Here is a 13,410-nt window from a genome sequence, read left to right as displayed (position 1 = left end):
GGATCAGCCCCAGCGCTGCGCCGCTTTGGCCATCCGCGCCCCGAAACGGCGCGCGGTTTCGGCGTCGCCTCGGCTGACCATCAAGGTTTTGTCGCGCACCGATGTCGCGGCAAGGCCAAGCCACGCGCCGCTTTGGTTGATCTCGGGCTTATCGGCATCGACCGGCGCGCCGATTTCGCCTTGCCCGAGCCAAACCATCCCGTGCTGCGCGGCAAAGACCGACAGTTGCATCAAGGTCGACAATTTGTCGCCGCTCGCAAAGGTCGCGACGGTAAAGCCGCCTGCCAGTTTATCGGCCCAAAGCTGGTCCACCCAGATATCGCTGCTGGCATCCATGAAGGCTTTGAAGTCGGCCGCCGCGCTGCCCATATAGGTCGGGGCGCCAAAGACAATCGCGGCGGCGCCCGCCATGGCGGCCCAATCGCCCTCGTCCATCGCGGTCACATCAATCAACACCGGCGCGCCGCCCGCGCCCATGACGCCCGCCGCGATCTCTTCGGCCAAACGGCGCGTATGCCCCGCGCCCGAACAATAGGCCAAAGCGATTTTTACGGGCGTGCTCATGCCATCGCCCCTTGCCGCGCATCCGCGAGGATCATCTCGCTGGCTTTCTCGGCAATCATGATGGTCGGCGCATTGGTATTGCCCGAGGTGATGCGCGGCATGACCGAGGCATCCACCACCCGCAGCCCCGCCACCGCGCGCAGGCGCAGCCGCTCGTCCAGCGGCGCGTCCTCTTGCGCACCCATGGCGACCGTGCCGACGGGATGGAAAATCGTTGTGCCCACATCCCCCGCCGCCTTGGCCAATTCCGCATCGCTTTGCGCGCTGACCCCCGGTTTCATTTCTTCAGGCGCATATTGCGCCATCGGGGCCTGCGCCATGATCGCACGCGCCTGCCGGATCGCATCAATCGCCACGCGGCGGTCGCCTTCGGTGCTCAGGTAATTGGGCGCGATCTTGGGCGCGGCCTTGGGGTCGCTACTGGTGATTTCGACGCTGCCGCGGCTTTCGGGGCGCAGGTTGCACACGCTGGCGGTCATGGCGGGAAAATCATGCAAAGGTTGCCCGAAGGCCTCCAAGGTCAGGGGCTGCACATGATATTCGAGATCCGCCGTGGCCAGCCCCGCGCGCGACTTGGAGAATGCGCCCAACTGGCTTGGCGCCATCGACATCGGGCCGGAGCGGCGCAAGACATATTCCAACCCGATCTTGGCCTTGCCGATCACCGAATTCGCCATAGTGTTGAGCGTCTTGGCCCCCGTCAATTTCCACGCGCAGCGCAATTGCAGATGGTCTTGTAAATTCGCCCCGACGGCGCCGATGTCACGTGCAACCTCGATGCCGTGGTTTTTCAGCAAAGCCGCAGGGCCAAGGCCTGAAAGCTGCAAGATTTGCGGGCTGTTCACCGCCCCCGCCGACAAAATCACCTCGCCGCGCGCACGGGCGGTTTTGATCTCGCCGCCCTGCTCGTATTCCACCCCCACACATCGACCCTGCTCCAGCAGAACACGCCGCGTATGGGCATGGGTTTCGATTTTGAGATGGTCGGTTTTGGTGGTGCGCAAAAACGCTTTGGCGGTGTTCATCCGCCAGCCGCGGCGCTGGTTCACCTTGAAATATCCCACGCCCTCGTTGTCGCCGCGATTGAAATCATCTGTGGCCGGAATTCCCGCCGCCACCGCCGCATCGCGCCAATCGTCAAGCACCTTCCAATGCAGCCTTTGGTTTTCGACCCGCCATTCGCCGCCCGCGCCGTGGTCCTCGTTTGGCCCGCCGAAATAGTCCTCGGATTTCTTGAACAGCGGCAGCACATCGTCCCAACCCCAACCGGTCAATCCCAATTGCCGCCAGCCGTCATAATCCGCCGCCTGTCCGCGCAAATACAGCATGCCGTTGATCGACGAGCATCCGCCCAGAACCTTGCCGCGCGGATAGAGCAGTTGCCGCCCGTTCAGCCCCGCATCGGGCGCGGTTTTATACATCCAATCGGTGCGCGGATTGCCGATGCAATAGAGGTATCCCATCGGGATATGCACCCAATGGTAATTGTCGCGCCCCCCCGCTTCGAGCAGCAATGTGCGATGCCCTGCCTCACTGAGCCGTTTGGCCAGAACGCAGCCCGCGCTGCCTGCGCCGACGATGATATAGTCCCACTCCATCCCTGCGCTCCTCCGCCTTGGTGACGCTCAGAGTAACGCCTGCACAGGGATTGGCAACGCATCAGCGCACCGCGCCGCGCGAGGCCCCAGAACAGAGACTATTTCGGCCCAAAGCGCCAAAGCCGCGACGATCGCTAAACCGGAAGCGCCGTGGTTTTGAACACCGTGCGCAGGGCAAAAGACGATTGCATTTGCGCCACGCCCGGAAGGCGGGTGAGGTATTGGCGGTGGATACGGGCGAAATCATCGGTATCGGCCGCGACCACCTTGAGGATGTAATCCGCCGTGCCCGCCATCAAATGGCATTCCAAAACATCGGGCACCAAGGCGACGGCCTTCTCGAAGGCGTCGAGCACCTCGTCGGCCTGTGTTTGCAGTTTGATTTCGACAAAAACGGTCGTGGGCAAATCGACCTTGCGCGCGTTGAGCATGGCCACATAGGCGCGAATATAGCCCTCGGTCTCCAACCGCTGCACGCGCCGGTGGGTGGCGCTTGCCGAGAGGTTCACGCGTTCGGCCAAGGCGGCGTTGGAAATGCGCCCCTCGCGTTGCAATACGGTCAGGATCTGCCGGTCGTGTTGATCAAGATCCATATGTGAAGGCCCTTCTTGCGACGAATGCTTGGCCTGAGGTTACGCCAGCCGCGCGCCGCGCGCGAGGGCGGAAATGCAGATCATGCGCGCCGCGCATTGCGCCGTGTTAGAGACGAAAACGGCCCGCCACCACGACGGGTAGCGGGCCGCACTCACGCATCCGGTGCGGGCTTACTTTTTGGCAAGCGCGTCGCGGATTTCCGTCAAAAGCTCAAGCTCGGTCGGGCCCGCAGGCTCTTCGGCTTTGACTTCGGCTTCTTTCTTCTTGGTCGAATTGACCGCCTTGACCAACATGAACACCACAAATGCGATGATCAGGAAGTTGATGATCGCCATGATGAAGCGGCCATAGGCGAAGACCGCAGCGCCGGCTTCTTCGGCTTCGGTGATCGAGCCATATTCGCCATCACCAAGCAGGGCATAAAGGCCCGAGAAATCGACCCCGCCCATGAACAGGCTGATGATCGGATTGATCAGATCGGCCACCAATGAGCCGACAATCGCGGTGAAGGCCGCGCCGATGATGATACCAACGGCCATGTCCATGACGTTGCCTTTGGCGATGAAGTCTTTGAACTCTTTGAGCATTTTTCTTCCCTCGTTTACAGCGGGTTGTTCGCAATTCCTGTCCCGCGCACAGATAATAGCACGTATTTACACATGTTAATCCCTGTTAATACGGGGAAAATTGACTAGGTTGGCTCAACTGCCACACCCTTTAAAAGGAGGCGAGGATGACCGCCCAATTGATCCACCCGATTCAGGCCCGCTGGCCCGCCAGCGATCCCAGCAAGCTACAGCTCTATTCCTTCCCCACGCCCAATGGCGTGAAGGTCTCGATCATGCTCGAGGAAACCGGCCTGCCCTATGAGGCGCATCTGGTGACGCTCGCGGATGCCGATGTCAAAAGCCCCGCGTTTTTGTCTTTGAACCCCAACAATAAAATTCCCGCGATTTTGGACCCCAACGGGCCGGACGGCGCGCCTTTGGCCCTGTTCGAAAGCGGCGCGATCCTGATCTATCTGGCGGAGAAAACCGGCATGCTTTTGCCCGACGATCCCGCAAAACGCTATGAGGTCATCCAATGGGTGATGTTCCAGATGGGCGGGCTTGGCCCGATGCTCGGGCAGCTTGGGTATTTCTATGCCTTTGCGGGAAAAGAGATCGAAGACCCCCGCCCGCGCGAACGCTACATCGGCGAGGCAAAGCGGCTTTTGTCTGTGTTAGAGACACAACTGCAAGATCGCGACTGGATCGCGGGTGACTATTCCATCGCCGATATTGCCATCGCGCCATGGCTGCGCGCCTTGGCATTTTACAAGGCCGAGGAGGTTTTGGGTTGGGACGGGTATGAGCGGCTCAAGGAGTATGTCGCCCGTTTTGCAGCGCGTGATGCGGTGCAAAAGGGTCTCAACATCCCGTCGCGCCCCGCCTCGTAACCCCGCGCGCCTGCTTTGCGCGCCACAGGTCACCGGCCATCGCCGCCGGTGACCTTGACCCCTCGGGGGGCAATTTGCGAGACTGCGACAAACCTCCCGCCGGTTAACATTTTGGCAGAAGGAGGCGCGTAAGCTCGAGGCAAATGGTTGTGACGGATGCCGATACACTGACGCAGGGACGTTTTCGTGACCCTGCCTTTAACGACGTCAAAGCATCGGCTTTGGCGCGTGGAGGTTTCGTGCATGATATGCTCAACCATGTCGCGGCCTATCTGCCCGGCCCGCGCGATAGCGACAGCGCGCGCACCCTGATCGTCAGCTTTGACAACCTGTCCGCCACCCGCGAGACGCGGCGCATGCCGTGGGGCAACAGCTTTTTGTCGGCCCAAGGGTGGAGCATCATGGGCGTCATGGGGCGGCTCAATGACTGGTATCGCCACGAGGACGTTTGGGATTTTTTCGACGTGCTGCGCGATGAGGGGTTTTTCAAACGCTTCGATCATGTCGCGATGTATGGCGCGTCGATGGGCGGCTATGGCGCGCTGACCTTTGCCCCCGCCGCTCCGGGCTGCACGGTTTTGGCCTTTGCGCCGCAAAGCTCTCTGGTCACCGAATTGGTCCCCTTTGAAAAACGCTACCGCTACGGGCGCAAGCAAGGCGATTGGAGCGGGCGCTATAGCGATGCCGCCGAAGGGGTGCGCGCCGCCAAACGCGCCTATATCGTCTATGACCCGATGGAGCGCTATGACCGCAAACATGTCGAGCGCTTGGATGGCCCGAATGTCACCGCGCTCAAGGTGCCCTATCTGGGCCATAAAATCCCGCCGCAACTCAAACGCATGGAGCTTCTCAAAACGCTGGCGGTGCCCGCCTTGCAAGGGCGGCTGACCGAGGCACAGTTTCACCGGATGTTTCGCGCGCGGCGCAATTCCCTGCCGTGGCTGGTCGGCATTTTGGACCGCTGTTTGCAACGCGGCCATTATCGCTCCGGTCTTGCCTTGTCGGAAAAGCTGATGCAAAGCGAGGCCAATTGGAAGCTGCGCAAGCAGCACCGCGCCTTGCAAGAGGCGGTGGCGCAGATGGACGGCGCGGCGGGCGGCGCACCCCAAGCCGCCGAATAACAGGCGCGCAGCCCTGAGCGCCAAAGCTTGCCAAACCGGCCCGTTCTGCGCATGAAGGGCCGGAATTTTCAGGCAAGGAGGCCCCTGCGATATGGCCAATCCGCTCTATGACACGCTTTTCGGACGCCGCGCGGGCCAAGACAGCGCATTTTTGATTTCGCCCGAGGGCGCTGTGCTCACCCATGCGCAGTTTGTGCGTATGGCCGCCCGTTTTGCCCATGCGTTGCGCGCCGCAGGGCTGGGAGTCGGTGACCGTTTGGCGGTGCAACTGGAAAAATCCCCGCACATGCTGGCGATCTATGCGGCCTGCACCCAATCGGGGGTGATCTTCTTGCCGCTCAACACCGCCTATACCGGCGCGGAAGTGGCCTATTTCGTCGAAAACTCCGGTGCAAAACTGTTCTTGTGTGATCGGGCGCGCGAGGCCGAATTGACCCCCGCTCTGGCCCACACGGGCGCGCGGATCGAAACATTGGACGGCGCGGGCAAGGGCCGTTTTGCCGATATGGCCGCGGGCCAGCCCGAGACATTCGACACGGTGGATCGCGCCCCTGATGATCTGGCCGCCTTCCTCTATACCTCGGGGACAACGGGGCGCTCGAAGGGCGCGATGATGACCCATGAGAACCTGCTGTCGAATGCGCAAACATTGGTCTCTGAATGGCGGTTTAGTGACAAAGACGTGCTGCTGCATGCCTTGCCGATCTTTCACACCCACGGGCTTTTTGTCGCCAGCAATGTGATGCTTCTGGCGGGTGGGGCGATGCTGTTCTTGCCCAAATTCGACCTTGAGCAAGTGCTGCGGCTGTTGCCGCAGGCGACCACGATGATGGGGGTGCCGACCTTCTACACGCGGCTTTTGGAGGATGCGCGTTTTGACCGCGACCTGACGGCGCATATGCGGCTGTTCATCTCCGGCTCTGCGCCGCTTCTGGCCGAAACGCACAAACAATTCGAGGCGCGCACCGGCCTGCGCATTCTGGAGCGTTACGGGATGACCGAAACCAATATGATCACCACAAACCCCTATGACGGCGAGCGGCGCGCGGGGACCGTGGGGCCGGTTTTGCGCGGGGTGGAGTTGAAAATCACCGATCCCGAAACCGGCGCGCAGTTGCCCGATGGCGAGATCGGATCGATCGAGGTGCGCGGGCCGAATGTGTTCAAAGGCTATTGGAAGATGCCCGAAAAGACCGCCGAGGAATTGCGCGAGGACGGGTTTTTCATCACCGGCGATCTGGGCGTGCGGGCGGCGGATGGCTATGTCACCTTGGTCGGGCGGGGCAAGGATTTGATCATCACCGGCGGCTTCAACGTCTATCCCAAAGAGGTCGAAAGCGTATTGGATGATCAGGCGGGCGTGTTGGAAAGCGCCGTGATCGGCGTGCCGCATCCCGATTTCGGCGAGGGCGTTGTGGCCATTCTGGTGCCCGAGGACGGCATTGAATTGGACAGCAATACCATCGGCGCGGCGGCGGCAAAGGTCTTGGCCAAATTCAAGCAGCCCAAGGCCTATGTCGTGATGAAGGCCCTGCCGCGCAACGCCATGGGCAAGGTGCAAAAGAACCTGCTGCGCCAAGATTTTGCGGATATGTTCACCGCAACATAAAGGCCCGCGCAAGCCTATGCGCGGGCCCTCAAAACAGTCACTATTTGCGCCTAAAACGGCCTAGCTGGCCGCGACCATCAACCCGTCGGCGGTGGCTTTTTCCAAGGTTTCATCCAAGGATTTACGCGCCCGCGCGATCAAAAGATCGACTTCCTCCTTGGTGATCACCAGCGGCGGGCAAATGATCATCCGGTCGCCGACATGGCGCATCACCAGATTGTTGGCAAAGCAACGGTCGCGGCAGATATAGCCAATCGTGCCAGGATCAGAGGCGAATTTCGCGCGGCTCGCCTTATCGGGCGTCATCGCAATCGACCCCATCAGGCCGACGATCTTGGCCTCGCCCACCAGCGGATGGTCGAGAAGGCTCTCCCACTTTTCTTTCAAATAGGGCGCGATCTCTGTGGCGGCGCGCTCGACGATGCCTTCTTCGTCCAGCAGGCGCAGGTTTTCGAGCGCCACGGCGCAGGCCACCGGATGGCCCGAATAGGTATAGCCGTGGTTGAATTCGCAATTGCCGATCACTTCGGCGATCTCGTCACTGACGATCGAGGCGCCGATGGGCATGTAGCCCGAGGACAGCCCCTTGGCCACGGTCATGATATCGGGGCGGATGCCCAAAGTCTGGCTGCCGAACCAATTGCCGGTGCGGCCGAACCCGCAAATCACCTCATCAGCGATGAGAAGGATTTCGTATTTGTCGCAGATGCGCTGTACCTCGGGCCAATAGCTATCGGGCGCGACGATCACGCCGCCCGCGCCTTGGACCGGCTCGGCGATGAAGGCCGCCACATTGTCTTCGCCCAGTTCCAAGATCGCCTTTTCAAGCTGCTGCGCGCGCTCCAATCCGAAGTCTTCGGGGCTCATATCGCCGCCCTCGGCCCACCAGTTGGGTTGGTCGATATGGTGGATGTCGGGGATCGGAATGCCGCCTTGGGCATGCATGCCCGCCATCCCGCCAAGGCTGGCGCTGCCGACCGAGGAGCCGTGATAGGCGTTCTTGCGGCTGATGATGGTTTTTTTGGTCGGTTTGCCTTTTTGATCCCAATAGGTGCGCACCATGCGGATATTCGTGTCATTCGCCTCCGAGCCGGAGCCTGCGTAGAACACATGGTTCAAATCCCCCGGCGCCAGTTCGGCAAGCCGTTTGGACAGGGCGATGACCGGCACATGGGTGGTTTGGAAAAAGCTGTTGTAATAGGGCAATTCGTTCATTTGCCGCGCGGCCACTTCGGCCAGTTCCTTGCGCCCGTAACCGACGTTCACGCACCAAAGCCCCGCCATCCCGTCAAGGATCCTCTCGCCTTCGCTGTCGGTCAGATAGACGCCTTCGGCCCGTGTGATGACGCGCGCGCCTTTTTTGGCAAGGCTTGCTTGATGCGAAAACGGATGGATGTGATGCGCGGCGTCCAGCGCTTGCAATTCGGCGGTGGGCATGTGGTTGGTAATGGTGGCCATTTCTGGGCCTCCTTGCATTAGGGGTAAGCGGGCCGCGTCTTTGGCATGAGCCTTGGGGGCGCGGAATTGTCTGCGATCAGAATATGATCAAATTATGCCGAGTCAATCGAATCGCTCTGCCATGAGCGGCATCTCGAGGCTCTGGGCGACATGGCCCATGCCTTGGCCCACGTCTTCGCGCATGGCTGCTGCCGCCGCGTCAGCGTCCCCCGCCCGCATCGCGGCCAGCATCGACTTATGCATATCGGGCAGGTTTTGCGTGCCGAGCCGCCCGCAGATCACCCGCAATGACGGCCCGAAGCGCAGCCACAGACCGCGCGCCATATCGGCCAGAACCGGCGCATCGGCGAGGTCATAGAAACAGGCGTGAAAACGATAGTTCTGCTCGAGATATTGCCGCTGGTCGCCGCGCAGAATCGCAAGGTCCAAGGCTGCGTCGATGACCTCCAGCCGCGCGATATCGGCATCCTTTGCCCGCAGGGTGGCGCGGCGCGCAAGTTCAGGGTCAAGACATTGCCGTGCATAGATAATTTCGGAGATATTTTGCGCCGAAAGCTCGGGCACAATGACGCGGCGATTGCCCAAGGCGGCCAAGGCCCCTTCGGCGGTCAGGCGGCGGATCGCCTCGCGCACCGGCGTGACCCCCGCCTCCATCCGCGTGCTCAGCCCCGCGATGGTCACCGCCTCGCCCGGAGCCAGTTCGCCAAAGAGAATCAACGCGCGCAGCGCCTCATAGATCAGCTGATGCGCAGGCGCACCTGCAGCGGGCGGCGCACCGCCCGCGTCTGCGCCGGTGATTTCTTGGGCATCTGCAACGATTTTCATCTTCCCGTCTCTTCCCCTGCACATCTGATCTCTTGCCAGTTTAGCGCGACCATGAATAGATTGCTATAATGTCCCACGGACAGAACTTGATCAAATCTTCCTCGCGGCCGCTGCAGCGCCCGAAGCGAAGACAACGGGAGAACCAAATGAGACATCCATTGATGACCATGACCGCAACGCTGGCGCTGTGCGCGGGCGTCGCTTTCGCCGAGGAAGTGCGGGTTTACAACTGGTCCGACTATATCGACGAGGAGCTTCTGACCAAATTCGAGGAAGAGACCGGTATTGATTTGATCTATGACGTCTTTGACAGCAACGAATTGCTCGAGACGAAAATGCTGGCTGGCGGGTCGGGCTATGACGTTGTGGTGCCCACGGGCACCTTCTTGCAGCGCCAGATTTCCGCTGGCGCCTTCCAAAAGCTCGATTTGTCCAAATTGCCCAACCACGCGAATGTGTGGGACAAGGTCGCAGCGCGCACCGCGCAGTATGATCCCGACAACGCCTATTCGATCAACTACATGTGGGGCACCACGGGCATCGGTGCGAATGTCGGCAAGGTGACCGCCGCTTTGGGCGAAGACGCGCCGCTCGACAGCCTCGCTTTGGTCTTCGATCCTGCGAATATGGAAAAGCTGGCCGAATGCGGCGTGCATTTCCTTGATGCGCCTGCCGAAATGATCCCTGCCGCGCTCAAATACATCGGCGAAGATCCCAACAGCCACGATCCCGAAGTGATCGCCAAGGCCGAAGCCGTGTTTATGGCCGTGCGCCCCTACATCCAGAAATTCCACAGCTCGGAATATATCAACGCGCTGGCCAATGGCGATATCTGCGTGGCCGTCGGTTGGTCGGGCGATGTCTTGCAAGCGCGTGACCGCGCCGCCGAGGCCGACAATGGCACCGAGATCGTCTATAACGCCGCCAAGGAAGGCGCGCAGATGTGGTTCGACCAGATGGCGATCCCCGTCGATGCGCCCAACGTCGATGGCGCGCATAAGTTCCTGAACTTCATTCTGGATGCGCGAAACATGGCGGCGGCGTCGAACTATGTCTATTACGCCAACGGCAACCTCGCGAGCCAAGAGTTCCTCGAAGAGGATGTGATCGGCGATCCGGCGATCTACCCCTCGGCGGAAACGATGGACAACCTCTTCACCACCACGCCCTATGACGCCAAGGTGCAGCGGGTCGTGACCCGTCTTTGGACCAAAATCAAATCGGGCACCTAAGGCCCGCACCAACCGCCGCCCGCGCCCCTCGGTGCGGGCGGTTTGCCATGCGGCAAGCTTTGGCAAGCCGCTGCCGACAAGACGGCCAAAGCCGCAGGCAACATCTGGCTCCATGAATACAGATCAGGGACTAATATGGCACAAAACGTCTTCGCCCCGTGGGATGATCCCAAAGAGACTCCGCTCATCCAGTTCAAGGGCGTGACCAAACGGTTCGGCGATTTCGTCGCGATTGATAACCTGACCCAAGACATTTATGCGCGCGAGTTTTTCGCGCTGCTCGGCCCGTCGGGCTGCGGCAAAACCACGATGATGCGGATGCTGGCAGGCTTCGAAAATCCCAGCCAAGGGCAAATCCTGATCGCGGGGCAAGACATGGCAGGCGTGCCGCCCAATTTGCGCGCCGTGAACATGATGTTCCAAAGCTACGCGCTGTTTCCGCATCTGTCGGTGTGGGACAACATCGCCTTTGGCCTCAAACGCGAGGGGCACGGCAAGAACGCGATCGCCGCGCGTGTCGAAGAGATGCTCAAACTCACGCGGCTGAGCAAATTCGCGCGCCGCAAACCGCATCAGATTTCCGGCGGGCAAAGACAGCGTGTCGCCCTCGCCCGCTCGCTGGCCAAAGCGCCGAAACTGCTGCTTCTGGACGAGCCTTTGGGCGCGCTGGACAAGAAGCTGCGCCAAGACACGCAATTCGAATTGATGGACATTCAGGAGAAAACCGGCACGACATTCGTCATCGTCACCCACGACCAAGAAGAAGCGATGACCGTCGCCTCGCGCGTGGCGGTGATGGACGAGGGCCAGATCGTTCAAGTCGCAACCCCCGCGCAAATCTATGAAGCGCCCAATAGCGTCTATGTCGCGGATTTCATCGGTGATGTGAATATCATCGAAGGCGCGGCCTCGCCCTGTGCCGATGGCTATGAGGTCCGCTGGGCCGAGGGGCAGGCGCCTTTCGTCGCCAAAACCAAACAGGTGCTCGCCGAAGGCCAGCGTATCAGCCTCGCAATCCGGCCTGAAAAAGTCTCTATCTCTGCGCAAAAGCCCGAAAACGAGGTCAATGCCGTCGAGGGCAGAATCATCGACATCGCCTATTTGGGCAACCTGTCGACCTATCACGTCGAGGTGGCGGACGGCCTCATGATCAAGGCGCAAACCGCCAATACCCGCCGCCTGTCGCGCCGCGAACTGACGTGGGAAGACCGCGTCTGGCTCAATTGGACCGACACCGCCGCCGTCGTGTTGGAGCGCTGAGCGATGCGCCGGTTTGTCCTCATCGCGGTGCCCTATGTCTGGCTTGCGGCGCTGTTCTTGGTGCCCTTTTTGATCGTGTTGAAAATCTCGCTCTCCGACACGGCTTTGGCGATCCCGCCCTATACGCCCAAGCTCGATCTCGACGGCGGATGGGAGGGCATCCGCAGCTTCTTCCAAGGGCTGGATTTTGAAAATTTCACCTTCCTGACCCAAGATGCGCTCTATTGGAAAGCCTATCTGTCGAGCTTGAAAATCGCCGCCGTTTCGACGTTTTTCACCCTACTCGTCGGCTATCCCATCGCCTATGCCATGGCCGCCGCCCGCCCCGAATGGCGGCCCACCTTGATGATGCTCATCATCTTGCCGTTCTGGACCAGCTTCTTGATCCGCGTCTATTCGTGGATGGGGATTTTGAGCCAAGAGGGCTATCTCAACCAACTGCTGCTGTCCTTGGGGCTGATCTCCGAGCCGCTGATCATCCTCAACACCAATTGGGCGGTCTATATCGGCATCGTATATACCTATCTGCCCTTCATGATCCTGCCGATCTATGCGGCGCTCGAGAAGCTGGACGGATCATTGATCGAGGCGGCCGAAGACCTTGGCTGCTCGCGGCTGTCGGCCTTTTGGCTGGTGACCTTTCCGCTGTCCAAAGGCGGGGTTATCGCGGGGTGTTTTCTGGTCTTCATCCCCGCGCTTGGTGAATTCGTCATTCCCTCGCTCTTGGGCGGGTCGGACACATTGATGATCGGCAAAGTCCTGTGGGAAGAGTTCTTCTCCAACCGTGACTGGCCCGTGGCCAGCGCCGTCGCGGTTGTGCTTTTGCTCTTGCTGATCGTGCCGATCATCCTGTTCCAACGCAACGAGCAAAAGGCGCGGGAGGCAGACCAATGAGACGCATGTCATGGTTCAATACAGTCTCTATTACGCTGGGATTCGTGTTTTTATACCTGCCGATGGTGATCCTTGTGGTCTATTCGTTCAACGAGTCCAAACTGGTGACCGTCTGGGCGGGCTTTTCGACCAAATGGTATGCCGAGCTGTTGGGCAACGAGGCCTTCTTGGACGCCGCTTGGGTGACCATCAAGGTGGCGCTGGCCTCCTCGACGCTGGCGACGGTTTTGGGCACGATGGCGGCCTATGTTCTGGTGCGCGCGGGGCGGTTTCGCGGGCGCACGCTGTTTTCCGGCATGATCTACGCGCCTTTGGTGATGCCCGAGGTGATCACCGGCCTGTCGCTCTTGCTCTTGTTCATCGGCATCGGATTGGACCGCGGGATTTTCACCATCATCCTCGCCCATACGACATTTGCGATGTGCTATGTTTCGGTCGTGGTTTCCTCGCGGCTAGTGAGCTTTGATCGCGCCCTCGAAGAGGCGGCGCTTGATCTGGGCTGCACGCAATTGCAGGCCTTTCGCCTCGTGACCTTGCCGATCATCTTGCCCGCCGTGGTGTCGGGCTGGCTCTTGGCCTTTACCTTGTCGCTCGACGATCTGGTGATCGCCTCCTTTACCGCCGGTCCCTCCGCCACGACCCTGCCGATCAAGATTTTTTCGGCCGTGCGCCTCGGGGTCAGCCCCGAGATCAACGCACTGTCGACCATTATGATCGGCATCGTGACCATCGGGGTGATTTCCGCCTCGCTGATGTCCAAACGCCACAGCCTGCGCCAGCAGGCCGAGGAACAAGCCGCCGTGCGGGGCTGATCTCG

Annotated in this window: 13 protein-coding genes; 7 read left to right on the top strand and 6 right to left on the bottom strand. The window is 60.5% G+C overall.

The window, feature by feature from the left end; genetic code table 11:
• Nucleotides 1–3: 3 nt before the first annotated feature.
• From ABWV64_RS08990 to mscL, 4 genes are all read right to left on the bottom strand, one after another.
• On the bottom strand, nucleotides 4–564 hold the full coding sequence (locus tag ABWV64_RS08990; protein ID WP_353344213.1) for a flavodoxin family protein: 561 nt from the start codon (nucleotides 562–564) through the stop codon (nucleotides 4–6).
• Nucleotides 561–2,162 (bottom strand): GMC family oxidoreductase, encoded by a 1,602-nt coding sequence (locus ABWV64_RS08985; RefSeq protein WP_353344211.1) that lies wholly within the window; start codon nucleotides 2,160–2,162, stop codon nucleotides 561–563. The genes ABWV64_RS08990 and ABWV64_RS08985 overlap by 4 nt, the downstream gene beginning before the upstream one ends.
• Before the next feature lie 134 nt (nucleotides 2,163–2,296).
• The gene (locus ABWV64_RS08980; RefSeq protein WP_353344209.1) at nucleotides 2,297–2,755 is read right to left on the bottom strand and encodes an Lrp/AsnC family transcriptional regulator; all 459 of its coding nucleotides are present in this window, start codon (nucleotides 2,753–2,755) and stop codon (nucleotides 2,297–2,299) included.
• Between the two features lie 171 nt (nucleotides 2,756–2,926).
• Complete coding sequence (gene mscL / locus ABWV64_RS08975; protein ID WP_353344207.1) at nucleotides 2,927–3,343, bottom strand: large conductance mechanosensitive channel protein MscL; 417 nt, start codon at nucleotides 3,341–3,343, stop codon at nucleotides 2,927–2,929.
• Nucleotides 3,344–3,489: 146 nt separating this feature from the next.
• Here mscL and ABWV64_RS08970 point away from each other — a divergent pair, with 146 nt between their 5' ends.
• From ABWV64_RS08970 to ABWV64_RS08960, 3 genes are all read left to right on the top strand, one after another.
• Entirely contained in the window at nucleotides 3,490–4,194 is a 705-nt protein-coding gene (locus ABWV64_RS08970; protein WP_353344205.1) for a glutathione S-transferase N-terminal domain-containing protein, read from the top strand.
• A 149-nt stretch (nucleotides 4,195–4,343) separates the two neighbouring features.
• Entirely contained in the window at nucleotides 4,344–5,315 is a 972-nt protein-coding gene (locus tag ABWV64_RS08965; RefSeq protein ID WP_353344203.1) for a hypothetical protein, read from the top strand.
• A 91-nt stretch (nucleotides 5,316–5,406) separates the two neighbouring features.
• Nucleotides 5,407–6,924 carry a malonate--CoA ligase gene (locus ABWV64_RS08960; protein WP_353344201.1) on the top strand — a complete coding sequence of 506 codons (1,518 nt, stop codon included), beginning with the start codon at nucleotides 5,407–5,409 and terminating at the stop codon, nucleotides 6,922–6,924.
• 60 nt (nucleotides 6,925–6,984) lie between these two features.
• Here ABWV64_RS08960 and ABWV64_RS08955 read toward each other — a convergent pair whose 3' ends face one another.
• A complete protein-coding gene (locus ABWV64_RS08955; RefSeq protein ID WP_353344199.1) occupies nucleotides 6,985–8,382 on the bottom strand; it encodes an aspartate aminotransferase family protein in 1,398 nt (465 codons plus the stop codon).
• Between the two features lie 102 nt (nucleotides 8,383–8,484).
• Nucleotides 8,485–9,207 carry a GntR family transcriptional regulator gene (locus ABWV64_RS08950; protein WP_353344197.1) on the bottom strand — a complete coding sequence of 241 codons (723 nt, stop codon included), beginning with the start codon at nucleotides 9,205–9,207 and terminating at the stop codon, nucleotides 8,485–8,487.
• A gap of 161 nt (nucleotides 9,208–9,368) precedes the next feature.
• Here ABWV64_RS08950 and ABWV64_RS08945 point away from each other — a divergent pair, with 161 nt between their 5' ends.
• The 4 genes from ABWV64_RS08945 to ABWV64_RS08930 all read left to right on the top strand — a co-directional run bounded on the left by ABWV64_RS08945 (nucleotide 9,369) and on the right by ABWV64_RS08930 (nucleotide 13,405).
• Nucleotides 9,369–10,439 carry a polyamine ABC transporter substrate-binding protein gene (locus ABWV64_RS08945; protein ID WP_502902630.1) on the top strand — a complete coding sequence of 357 codons (1,071 nt, stop codon included), beginning with the start codon at nucleotides 9,369–9,371 and terminating at the stop codon, nucleotides 10,437–10,439.
• Nucleotides 10,440–10,574: 135 nt separating this feature from the next.
• Nucleotides 10,575–11,699 carry an ABC transporter ATP-binding protein gene (locus tag ABWV64_RS08940; RefSeq protein ID WP_353344193.1) on the top strand — a complete coding sequence of 375 codons (1,125 nt, stop codon included), beginning with the start codon at nucleotides 10,575–10,577 and terminating at the stop codon, nucleotides 11,697–11,699.
• 3 nt (nucleotides 11,700–11,702) lie between these two features.
• A complete protein-coding gene (locus ABWV64_RS08935; RefSeq protein ID WP_353344191.1) occupies nucleotides 11,703–12,593 on the top strand; it encodes an ABC transporter permease subunit in 891 nt (296 codons plus the stop codon).
• Nucleotides 12,590–13,405, top strand: a complete 816-nt coding sequence (locus tag ABWV64_RS08930; RefSeq protein ID WP_353344189.1) for an ABC transporter permease — start codon at nucleotides 12,590–12,592, stop codon at nucleotides 13,403–13,405. The genes ABWV64_RS08935 and ABWV64_RS08930 overlap by 4 nt, the downstream gene beginning before the upstream one ends.
• The last annotated feature ends 5 nt before the right edge of the window (nucleotides 13,406–13,410 follow it).

Origin of the sequence: Litorivita sp. NS0012-18 (assembly GCF_040371945.1) — a bacterium.
Lineage (GTDB): Bacteria > Pseudomonadota > Alphaproteobacteria > Rhodobacterales > Rhodobacteraceae > Litorivita.
This window is presented reverse-complemented; position numbering and strand designations above follow the sequence as displayed.

Bases quoted from the DNA above. Each gene is read 5' to 3' on its own strand.
- ABWV64_RS08990 (WP_353344213.1), bottom strand. From the start codon at position 564: ATGAGCACGCCCGTAAAAATCGCTTTGGCCTATTGTTCGGGCGCGGGG.
- ABWV64_RS08985 (WP_353344211.1), bottom strand. From the start codon at position 2,162: ATGGAGTGGGACTATATCATCGTCGGCGCAGGCAGCGCGGGCTGCGTT.
- ABWV64_RS08980 (WP_353344209.1), bottom strand. From the start codon at position 2,755: ATGGATCTTGATCAACACGACCGGCAGATCCTGACCGTATTGCAACGC.
- mscL (WP_353344207.1), bottom strand. From the start codon at position 3,343: ATGCTCAAAGAGTTCAAAGACTTCATCGCCAAAGGCAACGTCATGGAC.
- ABWV64_RS08970 (WP_353344205.1), top strand. From the start codon at position 3,490: ATGACCGCCCAATTGATCCACCCGATTCAGGCCCGCTGGCCCGCCAGC.
- ABWV64_RS08960 (WP_353344201.1), top strand. From the start codon at position 5,407: ATGGCCAATCCGCTCTATGACACGCTTTTCGGACGCCGCGCGGGCCAA.
- ABWV64_RS08955 (WP_353344199.1), bottom strand. From the start codon at position 8,382: ATGGCCACCATTACCAACCACATGCCCACCGCCGAATTGCAAGCGCTG.
- ABWV64_RS08950 (WP_353344197.1), bottom strand. From the start codon at position 9,207: ATGAAAATCGTTGCAGATGCCCAAGAAATCACCGGCGCAGACGCGGGC.
- ABWV64_RS08945 (WP_502902630.1), top strand. From the start codon at position 9,369: ATGACCATGACCGCAACGCTGGCGCTGTGCGCGGGCGTCGCTTTCGCC.
- ABWV64_RS08940 (WP_353344193.1), top strand. From the start codon at position 10,575: ATGGCACAAAACGTCTTCGCCCCGTGGGATGATCCCAAAGAGACTCCG.
- ABWV64_RS08935 (WP_353344191.1), top strand. From the start codon at position 11,703: ATGCGCCGGTTTGTCCTCATCGCGGTGCCCTATGTCTGGCTTGCGGCG.
- ABWV64_RS08930 (WP_353344189.1), top strand. From the start codon at position 12,590: ATGAGACGCATGTCATGGTTCAATACAGTCTCTATTACGCTGGGATTC.